Here is a 25,852-nt window from a genome sequence, read left to right on the forward strand (position 1 = left end):
ATCTTTAAAATTAATTACCTTCAAAATTTATTAATTCGGGTTTATTGATTTTTAAAGTATCCTTTTCGATCACTTTTTTACGTTTCTTTATGACTTTACTTTTAAAATGTGATTTCATAAATAAATCTGCTAATTTATTGAAGTTCACTTGGTACGATAATCCTACACCTTGTGTATACCCTTCTTCTTCTGTAGAATATTGAATCTCATTTTGACGGTTAAAAATAGTCCCTCTAAAATTACCTTGTTTATTTAATAAAACTTCAACCTTTACTTCCCCAATAACACTAGATTGAGTTTGTGCACCGACAGGGACACCAACTTTACCATTAATAATTATTCTGTCACTCACTTGTGTGCTTACAGATAAATCTACTTGATTATCAATATTTAATCGATCAATATCATTTCCTCTTTCTCCTTGCTGATAATCAAATCCCAATTGAAACTTACTTTCTGGGCTATTTAATAAACTAGAAAAAGCTGCTGAAATTGCACTAGAAGCAGTGTTTGTAAGTGTATTATTTACATCAAAATTAATCTTATCTGGATTTCTAAATGTACCAAAAGCCAATAATGAAATAAATTGTGTTGTTTTCTCATTTATGTTATTGTCATTCAAAATAAACTCCAACTCACTTGCAATCGTTGGATCTACGTTTGTTAATTGAATATCTAATTCTTGTTTAGAACTAAATAAACCACCCGAAATTCTTGTAACTAAATCAATTTGTTCTTTTCTGTTAGAATTAAAATTCTCTAGTAAAACTGCCGGATTTGCTTTCGCTTTATAAATTGCAGTTACATCTAAATTGGCTTCGTAAGGGTTTCCACTCCAAGAAACTGTACCTCCTTTTTGTATTAAAAAAGGTTTACTAATAAAACCTCCATATTTAAAATCATATACACCACTATCTATGGTATAATCTCCAAACATGTTAAATTTACCTCTGGTATCAATTCTAATTTGAAGATTTCCTTGGCCTCTACCCGTTAATTGACTTCCATTTATTTCATCAATAACCACTTGTGCTTCCGCATCTTTTGTTACTTCAATATCTATGTTTAAAGACAACCCTTTAACCGCCTCTTGTGCTAATTTTCTTTGTCTATCTTCTACTTTAATTTCATCAGATTTAAAATGAATTAACTTAAAATTATCTACAGTTTCAATATCTTTTAAAGGAACCACGAATTTAGTACCTGCTTTAGTTTTAGCATTTACATCTATAGTTAACTGATCTGTCAAACCCGTAATTTTTGCATTTCCATCCATAAAAGCAGTACCATAATACACAGCCTCTTCGGTGTTTTTTGTGTCTAAAACTAATAAATTATTAGTATCAACTTCTAATTCTAAAACCCATTTATCAAAATTTTGATGAGAGATTTCTCCTAATAATTTACCTCTCGTTTTATATCTTGTATCTAGTAATTTAATATCATCTAAATTAAATGATTGTTGAAATAATGAAATGGTCGATTCCCCTTCAAAATCATAATCTACATTTAAATAAGGGAATTTTAAACCTGCATTTTTAAGGTATAAAGTTCCATCCATATCCGGATTTCCTAAAAATCCACTTAAATTAAACTTCCCAGAAACACTGCCTCTTAAAGAAGATATTACATCTTGCCCCAAAGGACTAAAAGCTTCTAAATCATAGTCTTCTAAAAAAACTTCTAAATCTATTATTGGTCTTAAATTAGAAAAATCAACAGAACCTATTGCCGCAATACTTTTTACGTTTTCATTATCTATTGATAAATCTACAGTATATTTTTCGTAAGAATTATCTCCACTAATATTTATTGCTAAATCTCCTTGTTTAAATTTATTAACTTGAAAATCTTTGATTACAAGCACCGCTTCCGGACTATAAACATTCCCTTTTTGTATAAAATCTAGATTCCCAGAAACTCGACCTCGCAAAGATAAACTGTCTATTTCTGGCAGAAAACTTTGCAATTTAACATTGGTAAAATCCGCTAGTAATGTTTTTTCAGAATCGCCTTTTAGGTTTCCAGTAAACTCAATTTTTTGGAATCCAGAAACGAATTCAAACTGACTAAAATTAAATTCTTCATTCTTTAAATCGAAGGTGATTTTATCGGTATTTTTTTCATTCGGATTAATATCCCAAGCAGTGTCTTTAAAAACAAAAGTTGATTTTTCAAAACCAATTACAGATTTGGTTTCTTTGTTTATCGTGTAATAAAAATCTAAATTGAAATTTTCATTCTTATTGATGCCTCCATTAAACTCTGATTTAAAAAAAAGCGTGTCATTTTGCGTTAAATTCAGCAAGTTTAATTTAGAAATATTGTAATATTTTGTATTTACTTCGGATGCCGTAATATGAGAATTATACAAAGGATTTTGATTATCTGTCCTTAACAGAATATCCTTTAGTTCGTTACCATACGCATCAATTCTTAGCGATGAAAGCGTAAGTTTTAATAGATTTTTGTCAGATTCTATTTTGCCTTTAATCTTCGTATTATCATCAATAAAAATTTCTGGAAAAAACACATTTACAATTTGATTGTATAAGGTGAAATTAAAATCTAAAAACTGATTTGGTGCAACTTTATAGGGTTTATAATTGGTGTAAATACTACCCAAAGCATTTTGAGCTAACATAGAAACTTCAGAGAAAATAAATTTACCTGTTAAATAACCATTGGCAATATCTTTAGATTCTAAATCAATTCTTTTAATACTTTCTTTTACTGTGGATAAAATTTTAAACTCTTCAAAACGATATTCTTTTTTTTGATTGGTATAAAAAACATTTTTAAAAATTGCTTGACCAACAATATCATCAAAAGTATTCCCTTCAATATCTAGTTCAATAATTCCCTTCAATTCAGCAATGCTATCTCTTACAAAAAGGTTGGTTTTTTTTAAATTTAAATAGCTAATATTTGTTTTGAAATCGAACTTTCTTACCTCAGATGATAAATCTGCCAAACCATTAAAATTCATTTTAAAATTTTCATCATTTATGGTAATATCGCCATCAAATTTATTATTTTGATATTGCCCATTTGCAACAATATTTTTATAGGGATATCCTTTAAATTTAATTTTAGAAATTTTTCCGTTAAAAGCGGTATTAATGTTATCTAATTTAAATCCGCTTCCTTTAACTTTACCTTTTAAAGATAGGGTTCCAAATAAAGGATCACTAAAAAAAGCACCAATATTAAAATCCTTAAGTTGAATTACACCATCATAAACAGCATAATCAATATTGTCAATATTGGTAATTTGCAAATCTGAAATCGCAGAACCTATTTGAGATTTAATTTCAATTTCTGCTTGTATTTGATCAGGTGTAACTCTTATATATCCTTTTAAATCAAACACACCCAATTTATTAAATTCTGATGGCAAGGTATTCCCTAAAACGTTTGGTAAAATATTTTTTAATTCTTGATAAGTAGCGGACAAAGTATTCAAATTCCCTTCAAAAACAAAACCTCTTTCCTGACTTACCGCATTTACAAAAGATAAATCTCCTTCAATTTTTATACCTCCTTTCGAATATAGCTTAAGTTTATTTAGATCAAAACTGTTAATTGTGCCTTCTAAATTTCCATTAAAATCTAGAATATCATTTCCGCTTAATTCACTGTAAAATTTCTTAACATCTTGCACTGCTATTTTACTTGCATTAAATTTCGCTTTAATTTTTACTTTATCATTAAAATTAGCTAAATCTTTTCTTTTATAATTAAAATCAATATCGCCTTTTATATCCGTATTTTTAGTTTGCAATGTGGTTTTTTTAAAACGCATTGCAGTTTTTGAATATCCAAAATTTGTAGTTAAATTAGTTACTTCTAGACCATATTTATCAACAAAATAGAGACCTCTTATGTTTGATGAAAAATTAGAACCTACAATAGCTAATTTTTGCAAATTTCCACCAGCATTTTTAACAGCATAGATAAGAGAATCTATGCTATTAGCGTTAATTAATTTAAAATTTAAATCATTAAGATAAAGATTAGAAGTTCTTAAAATAAACGGATTTAAAGAATCATTTGGTTTTCCTGTATCAAAAGATGCAATAAATATAGACATATTATCGTTTTCTTCGCCTTTGTAAGTTTTCATTTTAAAATCTACACCATCTAAAGAAATACTTTTTAGATTAACTTCATTATCTAAAAATCTTTTAACATTTAAAATTGAGGTACTCACATTTTTTGCAAAAATCAACGTGTCTTTATGATGATCTCTAATTTGAACACCTTTTAACTGCACACTTCCTAAAAAAGAAAAATCAACTCTCTCAATATTTAAGTTTATACCAAAATCTTCATTGATTTTATTCGTTGCATAATGCCCCAATTTGGTTTGGATTGCAGGTATAGAAAGTATCATACTAATCAATAGCAAAAAGAGCACAAAGTACCCTAGCCATTTTACTATTTTTTTTCCTACTTTTTTGATGATGTTTTTATTTAAATTAGTTATAAAACTACATAATTTATAATCAAAAATGTTGCCACTTATTACAAAGAACGTGCAAATTTAACAAAGAATTAAATATCTATTCCTAAAAAAAATAAGGCATCCTTAAAATTATACTTAGTTTTGTAAAAATTTAACTTTCTTTTGATGAATAAACCTGTTTATATTTTAGGAATTGAATCTTCTTGTGATGATACGAGTGCATCCGTTATTTGTGATGCAAAAGTATTAAGTAACGTAGTTGCAAACCAAGAAGTACACTCAAAATATGGCGGAGTTGTTCCTGAATTGGCTTCAAGAGCGCACCAACAAAACATTGTGCCCGTAGTACAACAAGCTTTAGAACAAGCTAACATTACAAAAGAACAACTGTCTGCAATTGCATTTACAAAAGGACCTGGTTTAATGGGTTCTTTATTGGTGGGTACTTCTTTTGCCAAATCGTTGGCTTTGGGTTTACAAATTCCTTTAATTGATGTAAATCACATGCAAGCCCATATTTTAGCACATTTTATTGTTGATGAAAACAGTAAAAAACCCACTTTTCCTTTTATTTGTTTAACCATAAGCGGCGGACATACCCAAATTGTAAAAGTTTCTGATTACTTTAAAATGGAAATTTTAGGCGAAACGATGGATGATGCAGTTGGTGAAGCTTTTGATAAATCTGCGAAAATTTTAGGATTGCCGTATCCTGGCGGACCATTAATCGATAAATACGCACAATTAGGAAACGAAAAAGCATTTCAATTTACCAAACCAAAAGTAGGCGATTTAGAATTTAGTTTTAGCGGATTAAAAACTGGAATTTTATATTTTATTCAGAAACAAGTGCGAATAAACCCTAATTTTATTGAAGAAAATTTAAATGATATTTGTGCGTCTATTCAATATACAATTGCAGAAATTCTGATGGATAAATTAAAAAAAGCAGTTAAAATAACAGGAATAAAACAGATTGCAATTGCTGGCGGAGTTTCTGCAAATTCAGAAATTAGAAAAAGACTGGAATTGGCCGAAAAACATTTTGGTTGGACCACTTTTATTCCTAAATTTGTATACACCACAGACAATGCTGCAATGATTGCTATAACTGGATATTTAAAATATTTAGACAATACGTATGCGGATATTTCTGTAACAGCAAAAGCGCGTTTAAAAGTTACAGAATAAACCTATAAAAAGTTTTTATCACAAATTTAAATTGTTTAAAAAAAATCAATATAAACTTTAAAAATATTTTAATTCAGTGAAATACTTTAAAAACAGACTTTTATTCAATATTTATTACTTTCTATTTTGGATTGTTTATTTCGTTTTTGCACGTCTATTTTTTCTTATTTATTATTTTGAAAAAACAAAAGAACTTGATACTTATACGATTTTAAAAACATTTTTATATGGTTTACAATTAGATATTTCTTTTACAGCTTACCTTTCCTTTATACCTTTTTTGTTGATTATTTTCTCAACTTTTATCAACCCTAAAATCATTTTAAAATTATAAAATGGTATACAATTCCTGTGCTTATTTTCATCAGTTTAATGCTAATGATTGATGCAGGTTTGTACCAAGCTTGGGGAATTCGCTTAGACACTTCGCTCCTAGCTTACCTTAACACACCACTGTTAATGGTTTCATCGGCATCAACATTTCAATTGGCTTTTGGGGTGTTCGCTTGGTGGTTAACTACATTTCTGTTCATCAAACTTTACAACAAAATTCATAAGAAAAATAATGAAAAACTCAATTTTGGAAGTTGGTTAGAAATTCCGATTTTTTTATTAATCACAGCAACTTTGATAATTCCTGTAAGAGGCGGATTTCAAACAATTCCTGTAAATCAAAGTAATGTCTATTTCTCTGATAAAATGTTTGCAAATCATGCAGCTATCAATTTCATTTGGAACTTTTTTAACACACTTACTTTCGAAACTGATGGTAAAAATCCGTACAAATATTTTGATGATGAAACAGCCATACATATCATCAACAAAACTAGAAATAAGCTCTTATACTCAAATAGAACTGATTCAATTTTAACTACCTCTAAACCCAATGTAATTTTAATACTTTGGGAGAGTTTAAGTGCGAAAGTTGTAGGTTCTTTAGGCGGCGAACCAAATGTTACCCCTAATTTAAACAACCTGTCTAAAGAAGGTATTTTATTTACCAACTTCTATGCAAACGGCGACAGAACAGACAAAGGGATTCCAGCAATCTTAAGTGGCTATTATCCTTTGCCTTTTAAGAGAATTATGCGCATGCCGAATAAAACTAGAAGTTTGCCTATGCTCCCGAAAAAAATGATAGATTTAGGCTACAAAACTTCGTTTTATTATGGAGGAGATTTAAATTTTGGTAATATGAATACCTACATACGAAATGCAGGAATCACAGATATTATTGACGGAAGTGAATTTGATAAAAAAGATTGGAATTCAAAATGGGGCGCTTATGATGATGTTTTTATGAAGCGTTTTGCAAAAGATTTATCAACCAAACAAAGTGAACCTTTTTTTAAAATTGCGCTTACTTTAACAAGTCATGAACCTTATGAAATAAAAGGCGAATATGTATTTGGGAATGATACTGAGGATAATAATTTTAGAAGCGCACATCATTATACAGATCAAGTAATTGGCGATTTTATAGCATTTGCAAAACAACAGGATTGGTATAAAAATACGTTAATTGTTATTATGGCAGATCATGGCCATAGTTCTCCAAAACATAAACCACCTTATTTTTCTCCTAAAAAGTTTAGAATTCCGATGTTATGGTTAGGCGGAGCTATAAATAAAAACATCAAAGAAATTAATACAATTGCAAGTCAAGTTGATTTTCCTTACACTTTACTAGATCTATTAAAAGCAGACAATAAAGACTTTATTTTTAGCAAAAATATTTTTAATACTTCGGATGAGCAATTTGCACATTATACGTTTAATAAAGGCTTTGGAACACTTACAAAAGAGGGGCTTTTTTTATATGATTATACAAGTGAAAAACCAATTTTGGAAACAGGTAAAAACACTACAAAACTAGATTCTTTGGGAAAAGCAATTACTCAAAACTCATATTCAGATTTTTTGAAACGGAAATAGTTTTATTTATTTCTAAGCTTTAGAAGATAACTTAGCCAAACAATAGTTTCTTGTGCACTTAAATATACAGTTCCTCGAGATATAAATCAAATTGCAAGAGGTAGCTAACTTATTGGGCGGAAACACCTCTAAATTTATAAAAAGTTAGTTTTTTTTTATGATAACAATACGATTTAAAATTAATAGAAAAATCCCAAGTTTTAGCTTGGGATTTTCTGTTTTTCTGAAAACTAAAAAATAGTTTATATTAAGATTTTTTATTAATTTTTATAGAGCAACCAATTGCTCTTGTTTCTGTTTTTTCTGGCGTTTTACCTACTAATAAAAAATCTAGCGCATTCTCTACATATTTTTCTGTAACAGCATCTGCATTTCTAGAACTATTGTCGATTGCACCAATATATTCAACTTTCATAGTTGATTTAGTCACAATAAAAACATGTGGTGTTTTAGATGCACCAAATTTTGGAAAAACCTCTTGTTTAGCATCCAATAAATACGGAAATGTAAATCCTTTTTCTGTCGCTCTAACTTTCATATCCTCAAAACCATCGCCTTTAGAAACATTTGGATCATTCGGATTTATAGCAATTACTGGATATCCTTTTGTTTTATACTTTCCATCTATAGCCACAATTCTGTCTTCATTTGCAACCGAATATGGACACGTATTACACGTAAAAATGATAATAAATCCTTTAGCGGTTTTATAATCTGACAAAGAAACCATTTTACCATTTATATTCTTTAATTTAAAATCTTCTATTTTATCACCTACTTTATAGCCAGCATCCGTTTTCATAGTAAAAGCAAGGGTAATAAAGACAAAAATTGATACTACCGCAGATGTTTTAATTATTTTCATAATTTTTTATTGAATAAATGCTAGTAATTCACTTTCTAAAGTTTTATAATCAAAAGATTGCTCATAAAACTTTCTGTTATTTTTATTGTAAATAATTGTTGCAGGTAAAGCGCCACTCCAACTTTCATCAATTTCTTTTATCCAAACATCTTCATTAACATCGTCTAATAAAACAACTTCTGATTGTATTTTGTGCTTGTTGATAAAAGGAATTAATTTCTTTTCCACTTGTTTCGGAAAATCTAAGCTTACCAACAAAACTTCTACATTTTTATTTGCATATTCTTGTTTAATTTTCTCAAAATAAGGCAGTTCTTTTACACAAGGTGCACACCAAGTTGCCCAAAAGTTTATCACATAAATTTTGCCATCCTTCTTTTCTAAAAAAGGTTTTAACTGCTTGTAGTTATATGATTTAACTGATGAAACTTGAACAGCTTTTTGGGTGCCCGTTCCTTTAACAATTTCTTTTTTACAAGAAAAAAATCCCATAAAAATAAAAAGAATAAAAATCGCTTTTTTAATCATTTGATAAAAATACTAATTTTTAAATATTCAGATAAACTAATTAACTCTTAATTAACCAAAAAACCTCATAAAACTAGTTTATGAGGTTTTAAAAATCTATTTTACAACTAGTTAATCATAAATTTCATTCAGCAATCTTGCCAAACGAATTCCGCCTCTTTGTAATTGTGTTCTTACGGTCCCGAAGTGATCATAAGAATAATTATATTTTAAATTTTCTCCTACTTTTACTGAATTATAAACTTCTTTTGTAATTATATGTACTTCATTTACCCACTCAATAATAGTACCTTTTTCAATGGCTTCAATTTGTTTTTTTGATAAATAGTCTGCATTTTCAGCCAATTCTACATAACTCATTTCCCAATCATCAATCATTTTACTATCCCAAACACTGTGCAAGTTTGTACCATTACCAAACCACTGAACTTGTATACTATTACCACCTTTATCTTCCTTTTGGCCAATATGCATCGGTTGATGTAAATCGCCAATAAAATGAATTAACATTTTTAAATAAAAATTTTGCGCTTCTTCAGTACTATTTTTATCTTTTAAAATAGCAATACATTTATGAATACCTGTTACTAAATCTCCTTCTGGATTCTTTTCTGCCTGCTCGTACGTTTGATCCAAATCCATATTTACATAATGCATCGGATAATATTCACTATATTTTCTATCAGATTTTATTTCATCTGCAAACGTGGAAACAAAAGCTAAACTTTGCCCTTTTAGTATTTTATCAACACATTTTTTAGTTTTTCTCGTAAGATGTTTTTCGGCTATTTTACCGATAACTCTATGTCCGTTTTTTCCCCAAAACACAGCTTCATCCGAAGAAGATTTCATAAAGAAAAGAAAAGGAATCAATAAAAGGATTTTGAAATTCATTTGAATATTTTGAAATTAATTTTCAGCTAAAGTATAAAAAAATTACGTAAAAATTTGTTATTATTAAAAATAATATTATATCTTCGTGATATCAATATAATATCAATTTAAACTAAACATCGATGAAATCAGAAAAAATTATCAAACCTGCAAATGGTTATTTAATGTTATTAGTAGTTTTACTTTTATTCTTTGGCGGAATAACAATGTCTATAATTAGCGAAACCCCTGTTTTTCTTTTAGCCTCAGCCATAGGTTTCTTTGGTTTTTTTGGCTTTATTTTAGTGAATCCGAATACGTCAAAAGTAATTTTACTTTTTGGTAAATATGTAGGAACCATAAAAGAAAATGGTTTGTATTGGGCAAATCCTTTGTACGGAAAAAAAGCAATTTCTTTAAGAGCGAGCAATTTTGATAGTGAACGTTTAAAAGTAAATGACAAACTTGGAAATCCAATAATGATTTCTACCATTTTAGTTTGGAGGGTTACAAACACATATAAAGCGGCTTTTGATGTTGATAATTACGAGAATTTTGTACGTGTACAAACAGATGCTGCCGTTAGAAAATTAGCAAGTATGTATCCTTATGATAATTTTGCTGATGAAGGTTCTGATGAAGATATTACGTTGCGTTCTAGTGTAAATGAAGTTTCGGAAGCTTTAGAAAAAGAAATTGATGAACGTTTATCGATTGCAGGAATCGAAGTTTTAGAAGCAAGAATTGGTTATTTAGCATACGCTCAAGAAATTGCAAGCGCCATGCTTAAAAGACAACAAGCAACTGCAATTGTAGCTGCAAGACATAAAATTGTACAAGGTGCTGTGGAGATGGTAGAAATGGCGTTAAATGAACTAAGTAAAAGACAAATTGTTGAACTTGATGATGAACGAAAAGCTGCAATGGTTAGCAATTTATTAGTTATTTTATGTGGTGATAAAGAAGCTTCGCCTGTTGTAAATACAGGTACTTTAAGTCATTAAAATCCATTCATAATTTCCCTTACAGCAGAATACCCGCACTAAATAGAAAAAATAAATAGAAGATGAAAGAATATAGAATAGTTACTCCAAAATTAGGTTTTAGAAATAGGATGCAAAATTTTGAAGATGAGTTAAATCAATATGCGCGAGAAGGTTGGAAGGTCGTTAATATTAACCAAACTTGGACAAGCGTCGTTTTTGAAAGAGATAAAAATAGATAATGAAAGTATTTAAAGAAGAACAACGTTTTACGCAAAGTTGGATGATTATTATTCTGATAATTGCTCTTATTGGACCTCTTTGTTTTGGCGTTTACGGAATTATACAGCAACTATTTTTAAATCAACCTTTTGGAGATAAACCAATGTCTGACGGAGGATTGCTGTTTTTCACCTTTGTAATGTTGTGCTTTTCAATCCTAATTTTCCTGTTTAAATTAACAACTAAAATTGATGAAATTGGGATTCATTATCAGTTTTTTCCTATTCATTTTTCTTTAAAAACTATTAACTGGTCAGAACTAAAAGCTGCAAAAGTGAGAACTTACCTTCCGCTTTCGGAATTTGGTGGTTGGGGTTTTAGAAGTGGTTTTTTTGGAAACAAAGGCAAAGGAAAAGCACTGAATGTTTCTGGTGATATTGGAATTCAACTTGAATTTAAAAACGGGCAAAAATTATTAATAGGAACACAAAAACAAACCGAAGCAAAAAGTGTTTTAGAAACCTACCAAAATAAAATAGTATGATACGAATTATCTCTTATGTAATCGTTTCGGTTTTCGGAATTATAATTTCTTTTGCACAAATAAAATCCGAAGAAATTACAATTAACAATCAAGCAATTCAGCTTCCTGGAACTCTAACGTATTCTCAGGAAAAAGTGCCTTTAATTATTTGGGTTCATGGTTCTGGCCCAGTAGATAGAAACGGAAATCAACCAGCACAAAATGTAAACGCAAACTATATTAAACAGTTTAGAGATGCTGTAAATAAAGAAAATATTGCTTTTTTTAGTTTTGATAAAAGAACTGCTACTAAAAATAATAGTGCGTATTTAAAAGATACAAAATTTACTGATTTTGCTTTAGATATTGATTTAATTGTAAATCATTTTAAAAAAGACAACCGTTTTACAAAAATTACTTTAGTTGGTCATAGCCAGGGTTCTTTAATTGCTATGTTAGCTTCAAAAAATATTGATAAATATATTTCTCTTGCAGGTGCAGGAGAAACGATTGATAAAACAATTGTTAAACAAATTAGTAAAAATAATCTTACTTTAGGAGAAGCTGCTCAAAAACAATTTGACACTTTAAAAGCAAAAGGAAAAATTGAAACCGTAAATCCGTTTTTGATGAATATTTTTGCAAAACAAAATCAAGAATTTTTACACGAATGGATGCAAATAAATCCTACAGAAGAAATTAAAAAAATTACGATTCCTACTTTAATTATAAATGGAGATAAAGATTTACAAGTTAAAATTGAAGATGCAGAAAACTTGAAAAATGCAAAACCAAATGCAGAATTGGTAATCATTAAAAATATGAATCATGTTTTAAAAAACATAGAAAAAGAGGAAGACAATATGACTTCTTATTTTTCTCCTGATTTTCCTATATCAGAAAAACTAATAAAAACCATTGTTGAATTTGTAAAGAAATAACATGGCAAAGAAAAAAGCTTTTGCATTGCGCATAAATGAAGATATGATGAAAGCCATTGAAAAATGGGCTGCAGATGAGTTTCGTTCTACAAACGGACAAATAGAATGGATGCTAATGCAAGCGCTTAAAGACGAAAAAAGAGAACCTAAAAAGAAAGAAGAATAGGTTTTAACACTCTATGTACATAAAAAAAGGTGCTGACTTTACGATAAAGTCAGCACCTTTTTTATTTTAAATTACATCTATTATTAAATAGTTAGAAACAACTCATCCTTCTTGTTTCTTGTTTCTTGTTTCTTAAACCGAAGCAGTCTTTAGTTTTTTATTAGATATTAATGATTTTTTAAATACAATTCTTATCCTTTTGGAAAATACTCAGGAATCAATACTTTTAATTTTTCTAAAGTTTCACTAACTGATAAATCACTCATTCCGCCAGAAGCATTTGCATGACCTCCCCCATTAAAATGTTCTTTTGCTAAAACATTTACCGCATTTTCTGCACCTTTAGAACGGAAAGAAATTTTCATAATTCCGTTTCTTTCTGTAAATACAATCGCAGCTTTCATTCCTTTTATTGATAAAACCAAGTTTGCTAAACTATCTGTATCTCCTTTCTTATACTGATATTTTGCTAATTCTTCTTTTGATAAAGAAATAATAGCCACATTATAATCGTATAAAATTTCTAATTTTTCGCTCATTGCATACCCTTGCAAACGCAAACGAGTTTCTGTATTAGTATCGCTTAATTTTTCGTGAATTAAATGATGTTCTACTCCAGCTGCTAAAATTTTAGCCAAAACCTCGTGCGTTCTTGGTTTTACAGAATTGAATCTAAAACTCCCTGTATCTGTTAAAATCCCTAAATACAAAGGCGTTCCTATTTTTTCATCTAACAAATCTAAATGTCCAGATTGCTCTATTAAATCTACAATTAATTGTGATGTTGATGAGGCTGATGTTTCAGAAACCGTTATTGTAGAAAATTCCTCAGGATTTAAATGGTGATCTATCATTATTTTTTTACAAGTTGCTTCTTCTAACAAAACTTGCATTTCTGGCCCTACTCTATTGGTTGCATTGTAATCTAAACAGAAAATTAAATCTGCTTTTTGGATTTGTAAGGTAACTTCTCCAGGATTTTCATCCATTAAAATAATTGACGAAGTATCTAACCAACCTAAAAAATCAGGAGCTTTGTCTGGATGACAAACAACCGCTTTTTTACCTAACTTTTCTATAAAATAAAGCAAGCCTAAAGATGAACCAATTGAATCTCCGTCTGCAGATTTGTGTGCTGTAATAACGATATGAGAAGCAGCTTGAATTTCTGCTTCAATTTGTTTATAAATATTCATGTAGTGTGTTTTTCAATTGCAAATACGTTAGCAATTGTATCTTTTTAAGAAAGTGCGAAGTTAGGTTAATTATTGAGGTGAAGAAGGAAGTAATTAGAGTTTAACGGATTTTAAATTATTAGAAGATTGTTGGGAACTATTTTAAAAACTTATTGCTTTTACTGATATAGTGAGCAGGCATTGTCTTCTTTTATCCCCAAAATTGAAAAACAAACTAGAATATAAAAATTGATTGCGTCAATCAATCCAATTCTTAAAATACTTAACACGCTCTCTACTTACAATTATTTCGGTTTCGGTATAAGAATGTAACACTAATTTTAAACGAGAATTAGAATAGGCAATGATGTCTTTTATTGCATTTATATGCACAATAAAAGTACGGTTCACTCTAAAAAAATGTTCTGGATTTAATTGATCATGCCAATATTCTAAAGAATTATCTATGAGGTAATTTCTGTTTTCTTTGGTATGAATATACGTAGATTTGTGCTCACTATAGAAACATTCAATTTCGTCTATATGAATGATTTTTATATGCTGTCCGATTTTAATGGTCAGTCTTTTTTTGAATTTACAATCCACAGGATTCACCAATAATTTACGAATATCAGTTTGTTTTGGCTGATGTTCTTTAAACTTATCTACCGCAACTTTAAGTTCATCTTCATCTAAAGGTTTTAGTAAATAATCGATACTATTTAGTTTAAAAGCTTTTAGCGCATATTCATCATAAGCCGTTGTAAAAATAACGGCAGATTTTACTTCAATTTCTTCAAAAATATCAAAAGACAATCCATCAGAAAGCTGAATGTCTAAAAATATTAAATCTGGATGTTCGTTGTTCTGTAACCAGTTTAAAGATTCTTCTACAGAATGCAACATTGTTTTAGCTTCTATCCCGAGCGCTAGTAACATTCTGTTAAGCCTTCTTGCTGCCGGTTTTTCGTCTTCTATAATAATTACAGTCATCCTAATTTAAATCCTTTTTATTCATATACTCTTTAACCTTTCTCTCTTCCCAATCTTTATTAAATAAGTTTGGAAAACCAAATACTTTTGCCGCATGAAATACTAAAAAGACGCCCACCAAAAGAAAAAATTATAGTTATCGATGTCTGTAAATGCTTCTAAAAAAGAATCTCCGTGTGAAATGTCGCTATATATTCTTCTCCCTATAAATAAAAAATTAATCAGTAGATAAAAAGCTAAATGTTTGTAAAACTTTTTAATTTCAGTGAATCTCTTTTGAGCTCTTGCGTATTTTTCTGATTGCGTGTTCTGTTCCATCATTTTAATCCTTTCTATTCATAAATTCAGCTACTTTGTTCTTTTCCCATTTGTCTATAAGGTTAACCTTAAAAACAAAAAGACCATGAATAGCGACACCAATAAACCACAATAATGTATTTATCCAAATATTTACTTTTACCCATTCTAAAGTATTTCCATTATCAATATAGCTTTCAAAAAAACCAATTATAGCATTAGAAAATAATAAAATAGGTGCCATTATAATTACAAATATTTGTAAATGATTGTAAAAATCTCTAATTCTTTTTACTCTTTTTTCTGCTTGTTTATAGGTGCTCTTTTTAATAGTAGATTCCATATAAATTATCTTTTATTATTCATGTATTCTTTTATTTTACGCTCTTCCCAGTTTTTTCCCATAAAAAAAGGAAATCCAAAAACTTTTAGTGTGTGAAAGACCAAACCGATTCCCCACATAATCCAAACTCCATAAATACCAAGATCAGAAAATATTTCTATAAAGGATTTATCTTCAGAAATTCCGTCTACAACTTGAGCACCGCTTAAAAATAGATTTATAACAATATAAACAGCTAAATGCCAATAATATCCTTTTAATTCTTCTACTCTTTTTTTAGCTCTAATGTACTTTTGTTCTTGTAAATAATTGTCTGGTTTCATTATTAAAATTTAGTGTTGTCCATATATTTTTCTAGCTGCTTCCGCTCCCAATTTTTACCAAAGAATACGGTAGATCCAAAAACCCCTAACCAGTGAAAAAACATTCCTATTCCCAGAAAACCAAAGTAGAATATACTCCAAAATGAGAAAAAGCATCTTCAAAACTATAACCACTTTTCATTAATCCAAATATGATAATTCCACTTATAAAAATGTTTACTAAAATGTAAACAAATAGGTGAATATAAAATCCTTTAATTGCTTTCACTCTCTTTTTAGCCCTTATAAAACTATCTTTTTGTCTAAACATATTATCCATAATTATTATATTTCTTTAGGTTGTTCTTCCATTATTTTTTAATCTTTCTGTCTTCCCAGTTTTTACCGAAACCTAATAAATTAAATCCAAAAACAGATAACCAATGAACTATAACACCGATTCCCCACCCAAGTAAAGAAAACCAAAACCAATGAAAATGTGGTTCAAATTTTAGATTTGCAAAAATGATAATTGGTATCACAAAACAGTAAATAGTTAGATGTGTGTAAAACCCCTTTATTTTTTCTACTCGCTTTTTTGCTAGTACGTATTTTTGCGCTGTTGTAAATTCTTGTTCCATATTATTTCTAGTTTTTATCCTCTTTCATTATTTCTTTAATCTTTCTATCTTCCCAGTTTTTCCCAGGAAAATATTATAATTATTTACTTCTAAGAAATGAAAAGCCAACCCCATTCCCCATCCAAATATTGGAAACCAAAACCAATAAAAACCAGGTGAAAACCTTAAATTGATGAAAATTAAAAACGGAATTACGATACAATAAGAGGCCAAGTTTTGATAAAATTCTTTTAATTTCTCTACCTTTTCTACTGCTCTTACATATTTACTGTTCTCTAAATCGTCTGTATACATCATATTATTCATTTTATATAAGAGAGGTAAACTCACCTTAAATGTTTTGTTATTGTTTGCTATTTTAACACCTTTATCTGTAATTAACCCATACCTATCAGCAATATTTTGCAAACCAACCTTGGTGCTTTTCCCGATTGCTTCTTTCGGGTTAATGGTGTTTTCTATGATTAAATAATTACCTTCTTCATAGATATTTATCGTTAATGGTTTCGAAGACGAAACGACGTTGTGCTTTACTGCATTCTCTAACAAAAGCTGTAAAGAAAGTGGTACAATTTTTAATGCATCATTGCTGATTGAATCTGGAATATTAAATTTAACAGCATCTTCAAAACGCATTCCCAACAACTCCATATAGGTTTTTGCAAACTTTAACTCTTCTTCAATTGGCACTAAATCTTTATTTCTTTGTTCTAAAACATATCTGTAAACTTTAGATAATTTTGTTGTAAATCTTTCTGCTTGCAAAGGATTCTCACCAATTAAACTCGTTAATACATTTAAGCTATTAAATAGAAAATGCGGATCTAATTGATTCTTTAAAGATTCAAACTTTGCTGTTTCTGTTTTGGCTACAATTTCTTGTTTTGTACTTTCTTGTTTTACAGAATTCTTCCATTGCATCATAAATCCTCTTGCATGTAAAAATGCAGAGACTCCAAAAGAGAGAATGATATAAAAAATGTGTTGCCAAAGATATGCTCCTGTAAAAAAACGATCTATATTATGACCAGAAATTACAATAAAATTCACATAATCTATAAGTAAAACAGCAGGAACTGTATATAAGACTGTGGTGACAATACCTGCCCAAATCCTAGTGTTCGTATGCTCGATCCAATCCCATTTATTACTTAAAGAATCATTAATAATGCCCTGTATAAACCCTAATCCAAAAGAATACATTGCAGATATTAAGAGCGTATAACCAATAGCTTTTAAAGAAAAATTTTGATTAATTAATGTGAATAATAACGCAAAGATGAGCGTAATTTTTAGACTAACGATTACTCCTTCTTTAAACTGTCTTTTGGCTACACTGCTATTAGAATTCATATTCAATATTATTTTTTACTAAAATTTAATCTCTAAAGATACATTTATATTGGTAACCACAAATTTTGCATCTTCATATTTTGGTGGTCCAAAGTTCATCACATTATTAGAAGCTCCGTAACTTTCTAAGGGCATACCATTTGGAGCAAAATCCATTTTATTATTCTCATTTTTATCATGAAAACAAATAATTGAATATTCACCACTTGGAATATCCGTAAAAATTACTACACTTTTTCCCTCTTTAATTTCTGATGAAACGGCTTGTAAAGGCTTCATTCTAAAGTTCTCTTTATCATATAAAGCAAAACTTACTTTTCCCACATCCGAGGTTGCATTTACAACTGTTGCGGTAATACTTACATTTTCTTGTGCAGTTATTGTGTGAGAAATAAATAAAACTGCTGTTACTAAACTTGCTACTAAAAATTTCATGTTGTTTATTTTTTATGATTAATTATAGTACAAATTTGCAACAGAACTACAAATTTTAAAAGTAAAGAATACCGAATTGTAATTTTTAAAGGATGAATTGTAATTTGTAATAATAATAATAATAATAATACTTGAAACATTTTTTTTGAGTTATAAATGTTGTTTAATTCACAATAAATTGTAATTTCGCGGCTTGTATTAACGAAAGGGGCTTTCGCCGACGATTTAGAGTTAATAGTTAAGGTAGTTATTCAGTGAAAACAGAAAACAACATATCTCTTATCTCTCTTGTTTTAGTAGAACAAACTAAAACAGTCGCTGTGCATTTTCCTATAATGCGTCCCTAAGGGGCTATTCAATTTTAGAAAGTAATTCACTTTCAATCTTTCGTTTTTATAAAAATAAATGTTATTAATTTCTATTTTTTAGATAGAATAAAACTGTGTCTTTTAAAGACATAAAATAAAATGGATATATTATTGAATACAGATTTTTTAATTGTTGTAGAAAAGGCAGAAATGTATTGTGCGCAAGAGGGAATAGAAATAGAACTTGTCTACAAATTGCCAGAAAAAAAATTAGAAATTATTTCTGAAAGATCTAAAGAACTGCCTACTTTATTTTATGTAAGTTTAGATTTATTAAGAAAACGTATAGAAAATGGTTGTTTTATATTGATAAAAGACAATATAATTTATGGGCATATTTTTGCACATGAGCATCTTGTTAGAGGATATTCTGTTTTTGAACGCTCTTGTCTATGGGTAAATCGTGATTTTAGAAATTACAATCTCGGGTTGTTATTAATGAGCAGAATGACAGAGTTATTTACAGAAAGTTTTATGATTTCTATTGCACAAACTCCAAAAGTGCATCATTATAACCAATTGTTAGGTATGACACATATTACCCTGGCTCAAATGTCTAAAGTATTAGTTGAAGAACTAGAAAAATTAGGCAAATTAAGAGACGAGTTAAGTTACAAGTATTTTGTAAACCCGTGTTTTGAGGCTGAAATAAGAAAATTGAAATAAATAATTTGCATAAATAAAATGAAAAAATTAGTAATTGCATATAGCGGAGGTTTAGACACCTCTTATTGTGCCGTAAGTTTATCAAAAGAATATGAAGTGCACGCAGTTAGCGTTAACACAGGCGGATTCTCTAAAGAAGAAATAAAAAACATTGAAAGTAATGCCTATAAAATGGGTGTTTCTACGTATAAAAATATTGATGCCGTTACCACTTTTTATCAAAAAGTTGTAAAATATTTAATCTTTGGTAATGTTTTAAAAAATAATTCATATCCACTTTCTGTAAGTGCAGAAAGAATTATTCAGGCTATTGAAATTGTTGAATATGCAAAAAGTATTGATGCAGAATATATTGCGCACGGAAGCACAGGTGCAGGAAATGATCAAGTACGTTTTGATATGATTTTTCAAACCTTAGCGCCAAATATCAAAATTATCACGCCAATTAGAGACCAAAAATTAACCCGACAAGAGGAAATTGAGTATTTAAAATCCGAAGGAATTGACATGTCTTGGGAGAAATCTAAATATTCTGTAAACAAAGGTTTATGGGGAACAAGTGTTGGAGGTGTTGAAACTTTAAAGTCAGAACTTCCTTTACCTAGTGAAGCATATCCTTCTCAATTAGTAAAAGAAGATGAAGAAAAAGTAACGTTGACTTTTAAAAATGGCGAATTTGTTGCTTTTAATGGTGCAGAAAACAAACCTGAAATCAATATTGAAAAACTAAACGATATTGCATCAAAATATGCAATTGGTAGAGATATTCATGTTGGTGATACCATTGTTGGCACAAAAGGAAGAGTTGGTTTTGAAGCTGCTGCTGCATTAATTACCATAAAAGCACATCATTTGTTAGAAAAGCACACGTTAACAAAATGGCAATTGCAACACAAAGAATATTTGTCTAGTTTCTACGGAATGCATTTGCACGAAGGTCAATATTTAGATCCCGTAATGAGAGATACGGAAGCTTTTTTACAAAGCTCTCAAAAAATGGTTTCAGGCGATGTAATTGTTACTCTAAAACCGTATCATTTTTCTTTGGATGGTATTGTTTCTAAACACGATTTAATGTCTAGTGAATTTAGCACGTATGGCGAAGAAAACAAGGCTTGGACTGCGGATGATGCCAAAGGATTTATCAAAATTTTAGGAAATCAAAATAAAATATACCAGCAAGTAAATAAATAATGTTGAATTGTGTAATTGTTTAATCGTGTAACTGACACTTACCCGTTTAAACAATTAAACATATACACTTTTTAAATATGAAGAATTTAGAAATAGGAATTATCGGTGGCGCAGGTTATACAGCTGGAGAATTAATTAGATTATTGTTACATCATCCTGAAACGAACATTAATTTTGTGTACAGCACTTCGAATGGTGGCAACAAATTATATAAAGTGCATCAGGATTTAATTGGTGATACAGAAATTAATTTCACCAATGAAATCAATACCGAAGTGGATATTTTATTTTTATGTTTAGGTCATGGAAATTCGACTGCTTTTTTAGCAAAAACTCCTTTTTCTGAGAACACAAAAATCATTGATTTAAGTAATGATTTTAGGTTAACTGCTGATAAAAATTTTGAAGGAAAGGAGTTTGTGTACGGTTTACCAGAATTGGATAAAGAAGCTATAAAATTAGCAACACATATTGCAAATCCGGGTTGTTTTGCAACGGCTTTGCAATTGGCTATTTTACCTTTAGCAGCAAATGGTTTGTTACAAAATGATGTTCATATTAATGCCGTTACTGGTGCAACTGGCGCAGGAACTTCTTTATCTGAAACGACTCATTTTACGTGGAGAGATAATAATTTTTCTAATTATAAAGCATTTAATCATCAGCATCTAGGAGAAATTAATCAAACTGTAAATCAATTACAAACTGATTTTAAATCCGAAATTAATTTTGTTCCGAATAGAGGTAATTTTTCAAGAGGAATTTTTGCAACTACGTACACAAAGTTTGATGGTTCAATTGAAGCTGCTAAAAAAATGTACAAAGAGTATTATAAAGACGCCGCTTTTACGTTTGTTTCTGATGTTGATATTCATATGAAACAAGTCGTAAACACCAATAAATGTTTGATTCATTTAGCAAAACATACTAATAAATTATTAATTACTAGTACAATAGATAATTTATTAAAAGGAGCTTCTGGTCAGGCAATTCAGAATATGAATTTAATGTATGGCTTTGAAGAAACGTTAGGTTTGAATTTAAAAGCGAATTATTTTTAATCGCAGGGCGATAGCCAAAGATTTATTTCCCAAAGGATTGCCTCGTAATTATAATAGTAAGAAAATGGTTATTGATTATTTACGAGCCCGCGTTAGCGATTGAAGCGACATCCTTTTTGGAGGAACGAAAAAAAAGATACAGTGTAAAGCGCGACTTTTAGGTAACGCCCAAAAATAATAAATTATGAAAGTAGCAATAATTGGTGCCGGAAGTTTAGGACAATCGATCGCAAAAGGTCTTTTGAAAAATAAAGTTGTAAAATCGCTTTATTTAGCAAAGAGAAATACAAGTTCTATCAAAAGTTTTGAGGATTCTAAGGAAGTAATTTTAACTTCGGATAATGGAGAAGCTGTTACAAATGCTGATATTTTAATTTTTGCGGTTCAACCAAGACATTTTGAAAATATTTTAGAAAATTTAAAACCGTTTCTAACTAAAAATCATGTGTTAATTTCTGTAATCACCGGATTTTCTATTTCAAAAATTGAAGCTATTGTTGGTAAAGATCAATTTATTATTCGCTCAATGCCAAATACGGCTGCATCGGTTGGGCAATCGATGACCTGTATTTCTGCAAATGAAAAAGGGAAAGAAAAAATAGCATTGGCTAAAACTATTTTTAATAGTTTAGGACAAACTATGGAGATACCCGAAGAACAATTGCAAGCTGCAACGGTTATTTGTGCTAGCGGAATTGCTTTTTGGATGCGCTTAATTCGTGCAACAACGCAAGGCGCAATTCAGCTGGGTTTTGAAGCGCATGAAGCACATGTTTTAGCAATGCAAACTTGTTTTGGAGCTGCCAGTTTATTAAAAGAATCAGGCAATCATCCAGAGGCAGAAATAGACAGAGTTACCACTCCTGGAGGCTGTACTATAGAAGGTTTAAACGAAATGGAACACCAAGGTTTAAGCTCTTCTTTAATTAAAGGAATTAATAAATCATTTGATAAAATCAATCAAATTAAAAAATAAAAAAATGTCATTATTCAACGTTTATCCGCTATATAATATCACCCCGGTTTCAGCAAAAGATGTATATGTTTATGATGAAAAAGGAATAGAATACTTAGATTTGTACGGAGGTCATGCTGTAATTTCTATCGGACATGCACATCCAAAATATGTAGAAGCAATTACGAATCAAGTTGCAAAATTAGGTTTTTATTCAAATGCCATTCAGAATCCTTTGCAAGAGGAATTAGCAGACAGATTAGAAGCAGTTTCTGGTTGTAAAGGCTACGAACTTTTTTTATGTAATTCTGGTGCAGAAGCAAATGAAAATGCTTTAAAATTAGCTTCTTTTAAAACCGAAAAATCAAGAGTCATTGCTTTTAAAAACGGATTTCACGGGCGAACTTCTGCGGCTGTTGCAGTAACTGATAGTAAAAGTATTATTGCGCCAATTAACGCACAACAAAAAGTTACTATTCTTGATTTAAATGATATTGAAAGCGTAAAAACTGAACTTGAAAAAGAAGATGTTTGTGCTATTATTATCGAGTTTATTCAAGGTGTTGGTGGTTTAGACCAAGCAACGAAAGAATTCTTTGAGCAAGTAGATGTGCTTTGTAAAGCAAATAACACGCTTTTTATTGCTGATGAAGTTCAGTCTGGTTATGGTCGTTCTGGAAAGTTTTTTGCTTTTCAGCACTACAATGTCACTCCGGATATTATTTCGATTGCAAAAGGAATGGGAAACGGATTTCCTATTGGCGGAATTTTAATTCATCCAACTATTGAAGCTAAATTCGGGATGTTAGGGACCACTTTTGGCGGAAATCATTTGGCGTGTGCTGCAGGATTATCAGTTTTAAATGTAATTCATGATGATTTTTTAATCGATAATGTTCAAACAATTTCTGAATACTTTTTTAAAATGGCAGAAACCATTCCTCAAATTAAAAAGATTAAAGGAAAAGGATTAATGCTTGGTTTAGAATTCGATTTTGAGGTGAGCGAATTAAGAAAAAAACTAATTTACGAGTATCATATTTTTACTGGAGGAGCATCGAATAAAAAAGTATTGAGAATTTTACCTCCGTTAACCATTCAAAAAAAACATATCAATCAGTTTTTTGAAGCTTTGGTAAATGCTTTGGATGAATAATTAAACGGCAAAAGACGCGAAGTTTATTTATCTCGCAGCGTCGCAAAAGCTTAAAGTTAAAGATCTACTAAAAACTGCAACTGAATACTGAATACTAAAAAAAATGAACACGCTTTTATCCATAGAAACTAGAAATAATGTTTTGCTAACAATGGCAGCCCTTTTAGAGCAAAATAGAATAGCACTTATCAACATCAACAAAAAGGATTTAGAGGCTTATAAAGGTACCGATATTTCTATGTATGATCGCTTAAAAGTTGATGATGCAAAAGTTGATGAAATGATTGCGGCGGCTAAACATTTAGCTTCACAAGAAGACCCTGTTGGTGTTGAACGTTTCAGTTTTAAGCATGAAAACGGCATGCAAGTATATAATAAAACTGCATCCTTTGGCACGATCTTAATTATCTACGAATCTAGACCAGATGTTACGGTGGAAGCTGCAGGAATTGCTTTTAAATCAGGAAATAAAATTTTATTAAAAGGCGGAAAAGAATCTTTAAATTCAAATTTAAAGATTGTTGAATTGTGGCATAAAGCTATAGAAAAATATAATGCTTCGTCAAATTGGGTTGAATATTTACAATTTAACAGAACAGAAACTCAAGTATTTTTAGAAAAACCAACTCAGAAAGTAGATTTAATTGTGCCAAGAGGTGGTGAAAAATTAATTGCTTTTGTAAAGAAACACGCTACTTGTCCGGTTATTATTAGCGGTCGAGGAAATAATTTTGTATATGTTCATATAGAAGCAGATTTAGACATTGCAATAGCTATTATCCTCAATGGAAAATCAAAAATATCTGCTTGTAATGCTGTCGATAAAGTTTTGATTGATGAAAATCTTCCGAATAAAAAGGAATTCATTCACAAATTAATATCAAAATTGAATGAATTTAAAATTCAGGTTTTGGGTGATGAAAGAACATCAGAAAATCATCAACTTGAAAAAATTTCCTCAAACGATGTTTGGTCTGAAGAATTTTTAGATTACAAAATGGTACTTGGAGAAACTTTATCCAGTGAAGCTGCCATTGAAATGATTAACAACTATTCTGGCGGTCATTCATCTGTAATCATCACAAAAAATGATGCTATTGCAAAAGTATTTATGGAAAATGTAGATAATGCCGCTGTATATCATAACGCTTCCACACGTTTTACAGATGGTGGTCAGTTAGGTTTAGGCGGGGAATTGGCAATAAGTACAGATAAGTTACACCAACGTGGACCCATTGGTTTGCAACATTTGGTAACTAATAAATGGTATGTTCATGGAAATGGACAAATCAGAAGTTAAATATTTTAATTTATAGTTTTCAGTCGCAGTTGGCAGTAAAAAACTTTGCGCTTTCGCGACTCTTCGAGAACAATATAAATTGAAAATTAGAAAGCAAAACATGAATTAAATACAATGCAAAAAAAGAAACGCATTTTACTAAAAGTAGGTTCAAATACACTCACAAAAGAAACGAATAATATTTCTAGAGGAAAAATTGAAGATATTGCAAATCAGATTGCAAAACTAAAAGATACCTGCGAATTTGTTATTGTAAGTTCTGGCGCAATTGCTGTTGCAAAACAGTTTGTAAAATTAGAAAGCAAACATGAAGAAGTATTTGTAAAACAAGCCCTTGCTTCGATTGGCCAGCCACATTTAATCAGAATTTATCAAGAAATTTTTAGAGAATATGGTCTGTTAACTTCGCAATGTTTACTGTCTTATTCAGATTTTGAAAGAGAACAAAGTAAAGTCAATATTGTAAACACCATCAATGTTTTGGTACAGAATAATTACATTCCGATTATCAACGAAAATGACACCGTTGCTACGGATGAAATTCAGTTTGGTGATAATGATAAATTGGCTGCTTTAACGGCGACTTTATTAGAGGTTGATTTGTTAATAATTGCTACGAATACATTTGGAATTTACACAAAAGAATCTATTAAAAATGACGATCCTAAAACCATTTTAGAAGTTACTAATTTTGATGATTTATTAAAAGAAGTTGTAAACTTAAAATCTACGCATGGAAGTGGAGGAATGCAATCTAAAATTGAGGCCGCAGCTTTAAGTAAAAAAGCAAACATAGAAACTTGGATTGTAAACGGTTTGGAAGATCATTTTATCACAAATGCTTTTGAAAATAAAGTACCTTTTACCAAAATCAAATAATTTTTCAAGCAAATTTCTGAAAACTTTACAGGTATAAAA

General features: G+C 29.8%; 27 protein-coding genes and 1 pseudogene. 14 read left to right on the plus strand and 14 right to left on the minus strand.

The window, feature by feature from the left end; genetic code table 11:
* Positions 1 to 10 precede the first annotated feature (10 nt).
* Positions 11 to 4,396 carry a translocation/assembly module TamB domain-containing protein gene (locus BST83_RS07830; RefSeq protein ID WP_104809299.1) on the minus strand — a complete coding sequence of 1,462 codons (4,386 nt, stop codon included), beginning with the start codon at positions 4,394 to 4,396 and terminating at the stop codon, positions 11 to 13.
* A gap of 237 nt (positions 4,397 to 4,633) precedes the next feature.
* Here BST83_RS07830 and tsaD point away from each other — a divergent pair, with 237 nt between their 5' ends.
* Together tsaD and BST83_RS07840 are read left to right on the plus strand one after the other, a co-directional pair.
* Entirely contained in the window at positions 4,634 to 5,659 is a 1,026-nt protein-coding gene (gene tsaD / locus BST83_RS07835) for a tRNA (adenosine(37)-N6)-threonylcarbamoyltransferase complex transferase subunit TsaD (protein WP_104809300.1), read from the plus strand.
* Positions 5,660 to 6,037: 378 nt separating this feature from the next.
* Entirely contained in the window at positions 6,038 to 7,594 is a 1,557-nt protein-coding gene (locus BST83_RS07840) for an LTA synthase family protein (protein ID WP_240614699.1), read from the plus strand.
* 247 nt (positions 7,595 to 7,841) lie between these two features.
* Here the strand turns inward: BST83_RS07840 and BST83_RS07845 are convergent, their stop codons facing one another.
* From BST83_RS07845 to BST83_RS07855, 3 genes are all read right to left on the minus strand, one after another.
* Positions 7,842 to 8,459, minus strand: a complete 618-nt coding sequence (locus BST83_RS07845; RefSeq protein ID WP_104809302.1) for a thioredoxin family protein — start codon at positions 8,457 to 8,459, stop codon at positions 7,842 to 7,844.
* A gap of 6 nt (positions 8,460 to 8,465) precedes the next feature.
* Positions 8,466 to 8,987: a TlpA family protein disulfide reductase gene (locus BST83_RS07850; protein ID WP_367889152.1), complete on the minus strand. Its 522-nt coding sequence runs from the start codon at positions 8,985 to 8,987 to the stop codon at positions 8,466 to 8,468.
* Between the two features lie 111 nt (positions 8,988 to 9,098).
* Positions 9,099 to 9,881, minus strand: a complete 783-nt coding sequence (locus BST83_RS07855; protein WP_104809303.1) for a S1/P1 nuclease — start codon at positions 9,879 to 9,881, stop codon at positions 9,099 to 9,101.
* A 122-nt stretch (positions 9,882 to 10,003) separates the two neighbouring features.
* Between BST83_RS07855 and BST83_RS07860 the strand changes: the two genes are divergently transcribed.
* The 5 genes from BST83_RS07860 (at position 10,004) to BST83_RS07880 (ending at position 12,695) form a co-directional block, all read left to right on the plus strand.
* On the plus strand, positions 10,004 to 10,864 hold the full coding sequence (locus tag BST83_RS07860) for an SPFH domain-containing protein (protein ID WP_104809304.1): 861 nt from the start codon (positions 10,004 to 10,006) through the stop codon (positions 10,862 to 10,864).
* Positions 10,865 to 10,926: 62 nt separating this feature from the next.
* Complete coding sequence (locus tag BST83_RS07865) at positions 10,927 to 11,085, plus strand: DUF4177 domain-containing protein (RefSeq protein ID WP_104809305.1); 159 nt, start codon at positions 10,927 to 10,929, stop codon at positions 11,083 to 11,085.
* Complete coding sequence (locus BST83_RS07870; protein ID WP_104809306.1) at positions 11,085 to 11,609, plus strand: hypothetical protein; 525 nt, start codon at positions 11,085 to 11,087, stop codon at positions 11,607 to 11,609. Before BST83_RS07865 ends, BST83_RS07870 begins: the two co-directional genes overlap by 1 nt.
* Entirely contained in the window at positions 11,606 to 12,529 is a 924-nt protein-coding gene (locus BST83_RS07875) for an alpha/beta hydrolase (RefSeq protein WP_104809307.1), read from the plus strand. Before BST83_RS07870 ends, BST83_RS07875 begins: the two co-directional genes overlap by 4 nt.
* A gap of 1 nt (position 12,530) precedes the next feature.
* Positions 12,531 to 12,695, plus strand: a complete 165-nt coding sequence (locus BST83_RS07880; RefSeq protein WP_104809308.1) for a type II toxin-antitoxin system antitoxin — start codon at positions 12,531 to 12,533, stop codon at positions 12,693 to 12,695.
* 191 nt (positions 12,696 to 12,886) lie between these two features.
* Here BST83_RS07880 and BST83_RS07885 read toward each other — a convergent pair whose 3' ends face one another.
* The 10 genes and pseudogenes from BST83_RS07885 to BST83_RS07925 all read right to left on the minus strand — a co-directional run bounded on the left by BST83_RS07885 (position 12,887) and on the right by BST83_RS07925 (position 18,234).
* The gene (locus BST83_RS07885) at positions 12,887 to 13,891 is read right to left on the minus strand and encodes a DHH family phosphoesterase (protein WP_104809309.1); all 1,005 of its coding nucleotides are present in this window, start codon (positions 13,889 to 13,891) and stop codon (positions 12,887 to 12,889) included.
* A gap of 237 nt (positions 13,892 to 14,128) precedes the next feature.
* Positions 14,129 to 14,863 carry a LytR/AlgR family response regulator transcription factor gene (locus tag BST83_RS07890; RefSeq protein ID WP_104809310.1) on the minus strand — a complete coding sequence of 245 codons (735 nt, stop codon included), beginning with the start codon at positions 14,861 to 14,863 and terminating at the stop codon, positions 14,129 to 14,131.
* Position 14,864: 1 nt separating this feature from the next.
* Positions 14,865 to 14,981, minus strand: a complete 117-nt coding sequence (locus BST83_RS20635) for a 2TM domain-containing protein (RefSeq protein WP_240614700.1) — start codon at positions 14,979 to 14,981, stop codon at positions 14,865 to 14,867.
* Positions 14,966 to 15,184, minus strand: coding sequence for a 2TM domain-containing protein (locus BST83_RS07895; RefSeq protein WP_240614701.1), 219 nt, complete (start codon positions 15,182 to 15,184; stop codon positions 14,966 to 14,968). The genes BST83_RS20635 and BST83_RS07895 overlap by 16 nt, the downstream gene beginning before the upstream one ends.
* Before the next feature lies 1 nt (position 15,185).
* The gene (locus BST83_RS07900; RefSeq protein ID WP_104809311.1) at positions 15,186 to 15,503 is read right to left on the minus strand and encodes a 2TM domain-containing protein; all 318 of its coding nucleotides are present in this window, start codon (positions 15,501 to 15,503) and stop codon (positions 15,186 to 15,188) included.
* A gap of 5 nt (positions 15,504 to 15,508) precedes the next feature.
* The gene (locus BST83_RS07905; protein ID WP_104809312.1) at positions 15,509 to 15,826 is read right to left on the minus strand and encodes a 2TM domain-containing protein; all 318 of its coding nucleotides are present in this window, start codon (positions 15,824 to 15,826) and stop codon (positions 15,509 to 15,511) included.
* 2 nt (positions 15,827 to 15,828) lie between these two features.
* Positions 15,829 to 16,145 (minus strand): annotated as a pseudogene (locus BST83_RS07910) (2TM domain-containing protein).
* A gap of 31 nt (positions 16,146 to 16,176) precedes the next feature.
* Complete coding sequence (locus tag BST83_RS07915; RefSeq protein WP_104809313.1) at positions 16,177 to 16,446, minus strand: 2TM domain-containing protein; 270 nt, start codon at positions 16,444 to 16,446, stop codon at positions 16,177 to 16,179.
* A gap of 27 nt (positions 16,447 to 16,473) precedes the next feature.
* Positions 16,474 to 17,799: a histidine kinase gene (locus tag BST83_RS07920; RefSeq protein ID WP_367889153.1), complete on the minus strand. Its 1,326-nt coding sequence runs from the start codon at positions 17,797 to 17,799 to the stop codon at positions 16,474 to 16,476.
* A gap of 18 nt (positions 17,800 to 17,817) precedes the next feature.
* Positions 17,818 to 18,234, minus strand: coding sequence for a DUF2141 domain-containing protein (locus BST83_RS07925; RefSeq protein ID WP_104809314.1), 417 nt, complete (start codon positions 18,232 to 18,234; stop codon positions 17,818 to 17,820).
* Positions 18,235 to 18,701: 467 nt separating this feature from the next.
* Between BST83_RS07925 and BST83_RS07930 the strand changes: the two genes are divergently transcribed.
* From BST83_RS07930 to proB, 7 genes are all read left to right on the plus strand, one after another.
* Complete coding sequence (locus BST83_RS07930; RefSeq protein ID WP_104809315.1) at positions 18,702 to 19,268, plus strand: hypothetical protein; 567 nt, start codon at positions 18,702 to 18,704, stop codon at positions 19,266 to 19,268.
* 18 nt (positions 19,269 to 19,286) lie between these two features.
* The gene (locus tag BST83_RS07935) at positions 19,287 to 20,462 is read left to right on the plus strand and encodes an argininosuccinate synthase (protein ID WP_104809316.1); all 1,176 of its coding nucleotides are present in this window, start codon (positions 19,287 to 19,289) and stop codon (positions 20,460 to 20,462) included.
* Between the two features lie 77 nt (positions 20,463 to 20,539).
* On the plus strand, positions 20,540 to 21,523 hold the full coding sequence (gene argC, locus BST83_RS07940; protein ID WP_104809317.1) for an N-acetyl-gamma-glutamyl-phosphate reductase: 984 nt from the start codon (positions 20,540 to 20,542) through the stop codon (positions 21,521 to 21,523).
* A gap of 184 nt (positions 21,524 to 21,707) precedes the next feature.
* On the plus strand, positions 21,708 to 22,499 hold the full coding sequence (gene proC, locus BST83_RS07945; protein WP_104809318.1) for a pyrroline-5-carboxylate reductase: 792 nt from the start codon (positions 21,708 to 21,710) through the stop codon (positions 22,497 to 22,499).
* 4 nt (positions 22,500 to 22,503) lie between these two features.
* Entirely contained in the window at positions 22,504 to 23,634 is a 1,131-nt protein-coding gene (locus tag BST83_RS07950; RefSeq protein ID WP_104810823.1) for an aspartate aminotransferase family protein, read from the plus strand.
* A gap of 103 nt (positions 23,635 to 23,737) precedes the next feature.
* On the plus strand, positions 23,738 to 24,934 hold the full coding sequence (locus BST83_RS07955; RefSeq protein ID WP_104809319.1) for a glutamate-5-semialdehyde dehydrogenase: 1,197 nt from the start codon (positions 23,738 to 23,740) through the stop codon (positions 24,932 to 24,934).
* A 114-nt stretch (positions 24,935 to 25,048) separates the two neighbouring features.
* A complete protein-coding gene (proB, locus tag BST83_RS07960) occupies positions 25,049 to 25,813 on the plus strand; it encodes a glutamate 5-kinase (RefSeq protein WP_104809320.1) in 765 nt (254 codons plus the stop codon).
* Positions 25,814 to 25,852 lie beyond the last annotated feature (39 nt).

Origin of the sequence: Polaribacter filamentus (assembly GCF_002943715.1) — a bacterium.
Lineage (GTDB): Bacteria > Bacteroidota > Bacteroidia > Flavobacteriales > Flavobacteriaceae > Polaribacter > Polaribacter filamentus.

Coding starts and splice junctions, on each gene's coding strand:
- BST83_RS07925 (WP_104809314.1), bottom strand. CDS start 18,234: ATGAAATTTTTAGTAGCAAGTTTAGTAACAGCAGTTTTATTTATTTCT.
- BST83_RS07840 (WP_240614699.1), top strand. CDS start 6,038: ATGATTGATGCAGGTTTGTACCAAGCTTGGGGAATTCGCTTAGACACT.
- BST83_RS07850 (WP_367889152.1), bottom strand. CDS start 8,987: ATGATTAAAAAAGCGATTTTTATTCTTTTTATTTTTATGGGATTTTTT.
- BST83_RS07845 (WP_104809302.1), bottom strand. CDS start 8,459: ATGAAAATAATTAAAACATCTGCGGTAGTATCAATTTTTGTCTTTATT.
- BST83_RS07900 (WP_104809311.1), bottom strand. CDS start 15,503: ATGGAATCTACTATTAAAAAGAGCACCTATAAACAAGCAGAAAAAAGA.
- BST83_RS07920 (WP_367889153.1), bottom strand. CDS start 17,799: ATGAATTCTAATAGCAGTGTAGCCAAAAGACAGTTTAAAGAAGGAGTA.
- tsaD (WP_104809300.1), top strand. CDS start 4,634: ATGAATAAACCTGTTTATATTTTAGGAATTGAATCTTCTTGTGATGAT.
- BST83_RS07865 (WP_104809305.1), top strand. CDS start 10,927: ATGAAAGAATATAGAATAGTTACTCCAAAATTAGGTTTTAGAAATAGG.
- BST83_RS07930 (WP_104809315.1), top strand. CDS start 18,702: ATGGATATATTATTGAATACAGATTTTTTAATTGTTGTAGAAAAGGCA.
- proC (WP_104809318.1), top strand. CDS start 21,708: ATGAAAGTAGCAATAATTGGTGCCGGAAGTTTAGGACAATCGATCGCA.
- BST83_RS07905 (WP_104809312.1), bottom strand. CDS start 15,826: ATGAAACCAGACAATTATTTACAAGAACAAAAGTACATTAGAGCTAAA.
- proB (WP_104809320.1), top strand. CDS start 25,049: ATGCAAAAAAAGAAACGCATTTTACTAAAAGTAGGTTCAAATACACTC.
- argC (WP_104809317.1), top strand. CDS start 20,540: ATGAAGAATTTAGAAATAGGAATTATCGGTGGCGCAGGTTATACAGCT.
- BST83_RS07830 (WP_104809299.1), bottom strand. CDS start 4,396: ATGATACTTTCTATACCTGCAATCCAAACCAAATTGGGGCATTATGCA.
- BST83_RS07935 (WP_104809316.1), top strand. CDS start 19,287: ATGAAAAAATTAGTAATTGCATATAGCGGAGGTTTAGACACCTCTTAT.
- BST83_RS07950 (WP_104810823.1), top strand. CDS start 22,504: ATGTCATTATTCAACGTTTATCCGCTATATAATATCACCCCGGTTTCA.
- BST83_RS07870 (WP_104809306.1), top strand. CDS start 11,085: ATGAAAGTATTTAAAGAAGAACAACGTTTTACGCAAAGTTGGATGATT.
- BST83_RS07915 (WP_104809313.1), bottom strand. CDS start 16,446: ATGGAACAAGAATTTACAACAGCGCAAAAATACGTACTAGCAAAAAAG.
- BST83_RS07880 (WP_104809308.1), top strand. CDS start 12,531: ATGGCAAAGAAAAAAGCTTTTGCATTGCGCATAAATGAAGATATGATG.
- BST83_RS07890 (WP_104809310.1), bottom strand. CDS start 14,863: ATGACTGTAATTATTATAGAAGACGAAAAACCGGCAGCAAGAAGGCTT.
- BST83_RS07885 (WP_104809309.1), bottom strand. CDS start 13,891: ATGAATATTTATAAACAAATTGAAGCAGAAATTCAAGCTGCTTCTCAT.
- BST83_RS07955 (WP_104809319.1), top strand. CDS start 23,738: ATGAACACGCTTTTATCCATAGAAACTAGAAATAATGTTTTGCTAACA.
- BST83_RS07855 (WP_104809303.1), bottom strand. CDS start 9,881: ATGAATTTCAAAATCCTTTTATTGATTCCTTTTCTTTTCTTTATGAAA.
- BST83_RS07895 (WP_240614701.1), bottom strand. CDS start 15,184: ATGATGGAACAGAACACGCAATCAGAAAAATACGCAAGAGCTCAAAAG.
- BST83_RS07860 (WP_104809304.1), top strand. CDS start 10,004: ATGAAATCAGAAAAAATTATCAAACCTGCAAATGGTTATTTAATGTTA.
- BST83_RS07875 (WP_104809307.1), top strand. CDS start 11,606: ATGATACGAATTATCTCTTATGTAATCGTTTCGGTTTTCGGAATTATA.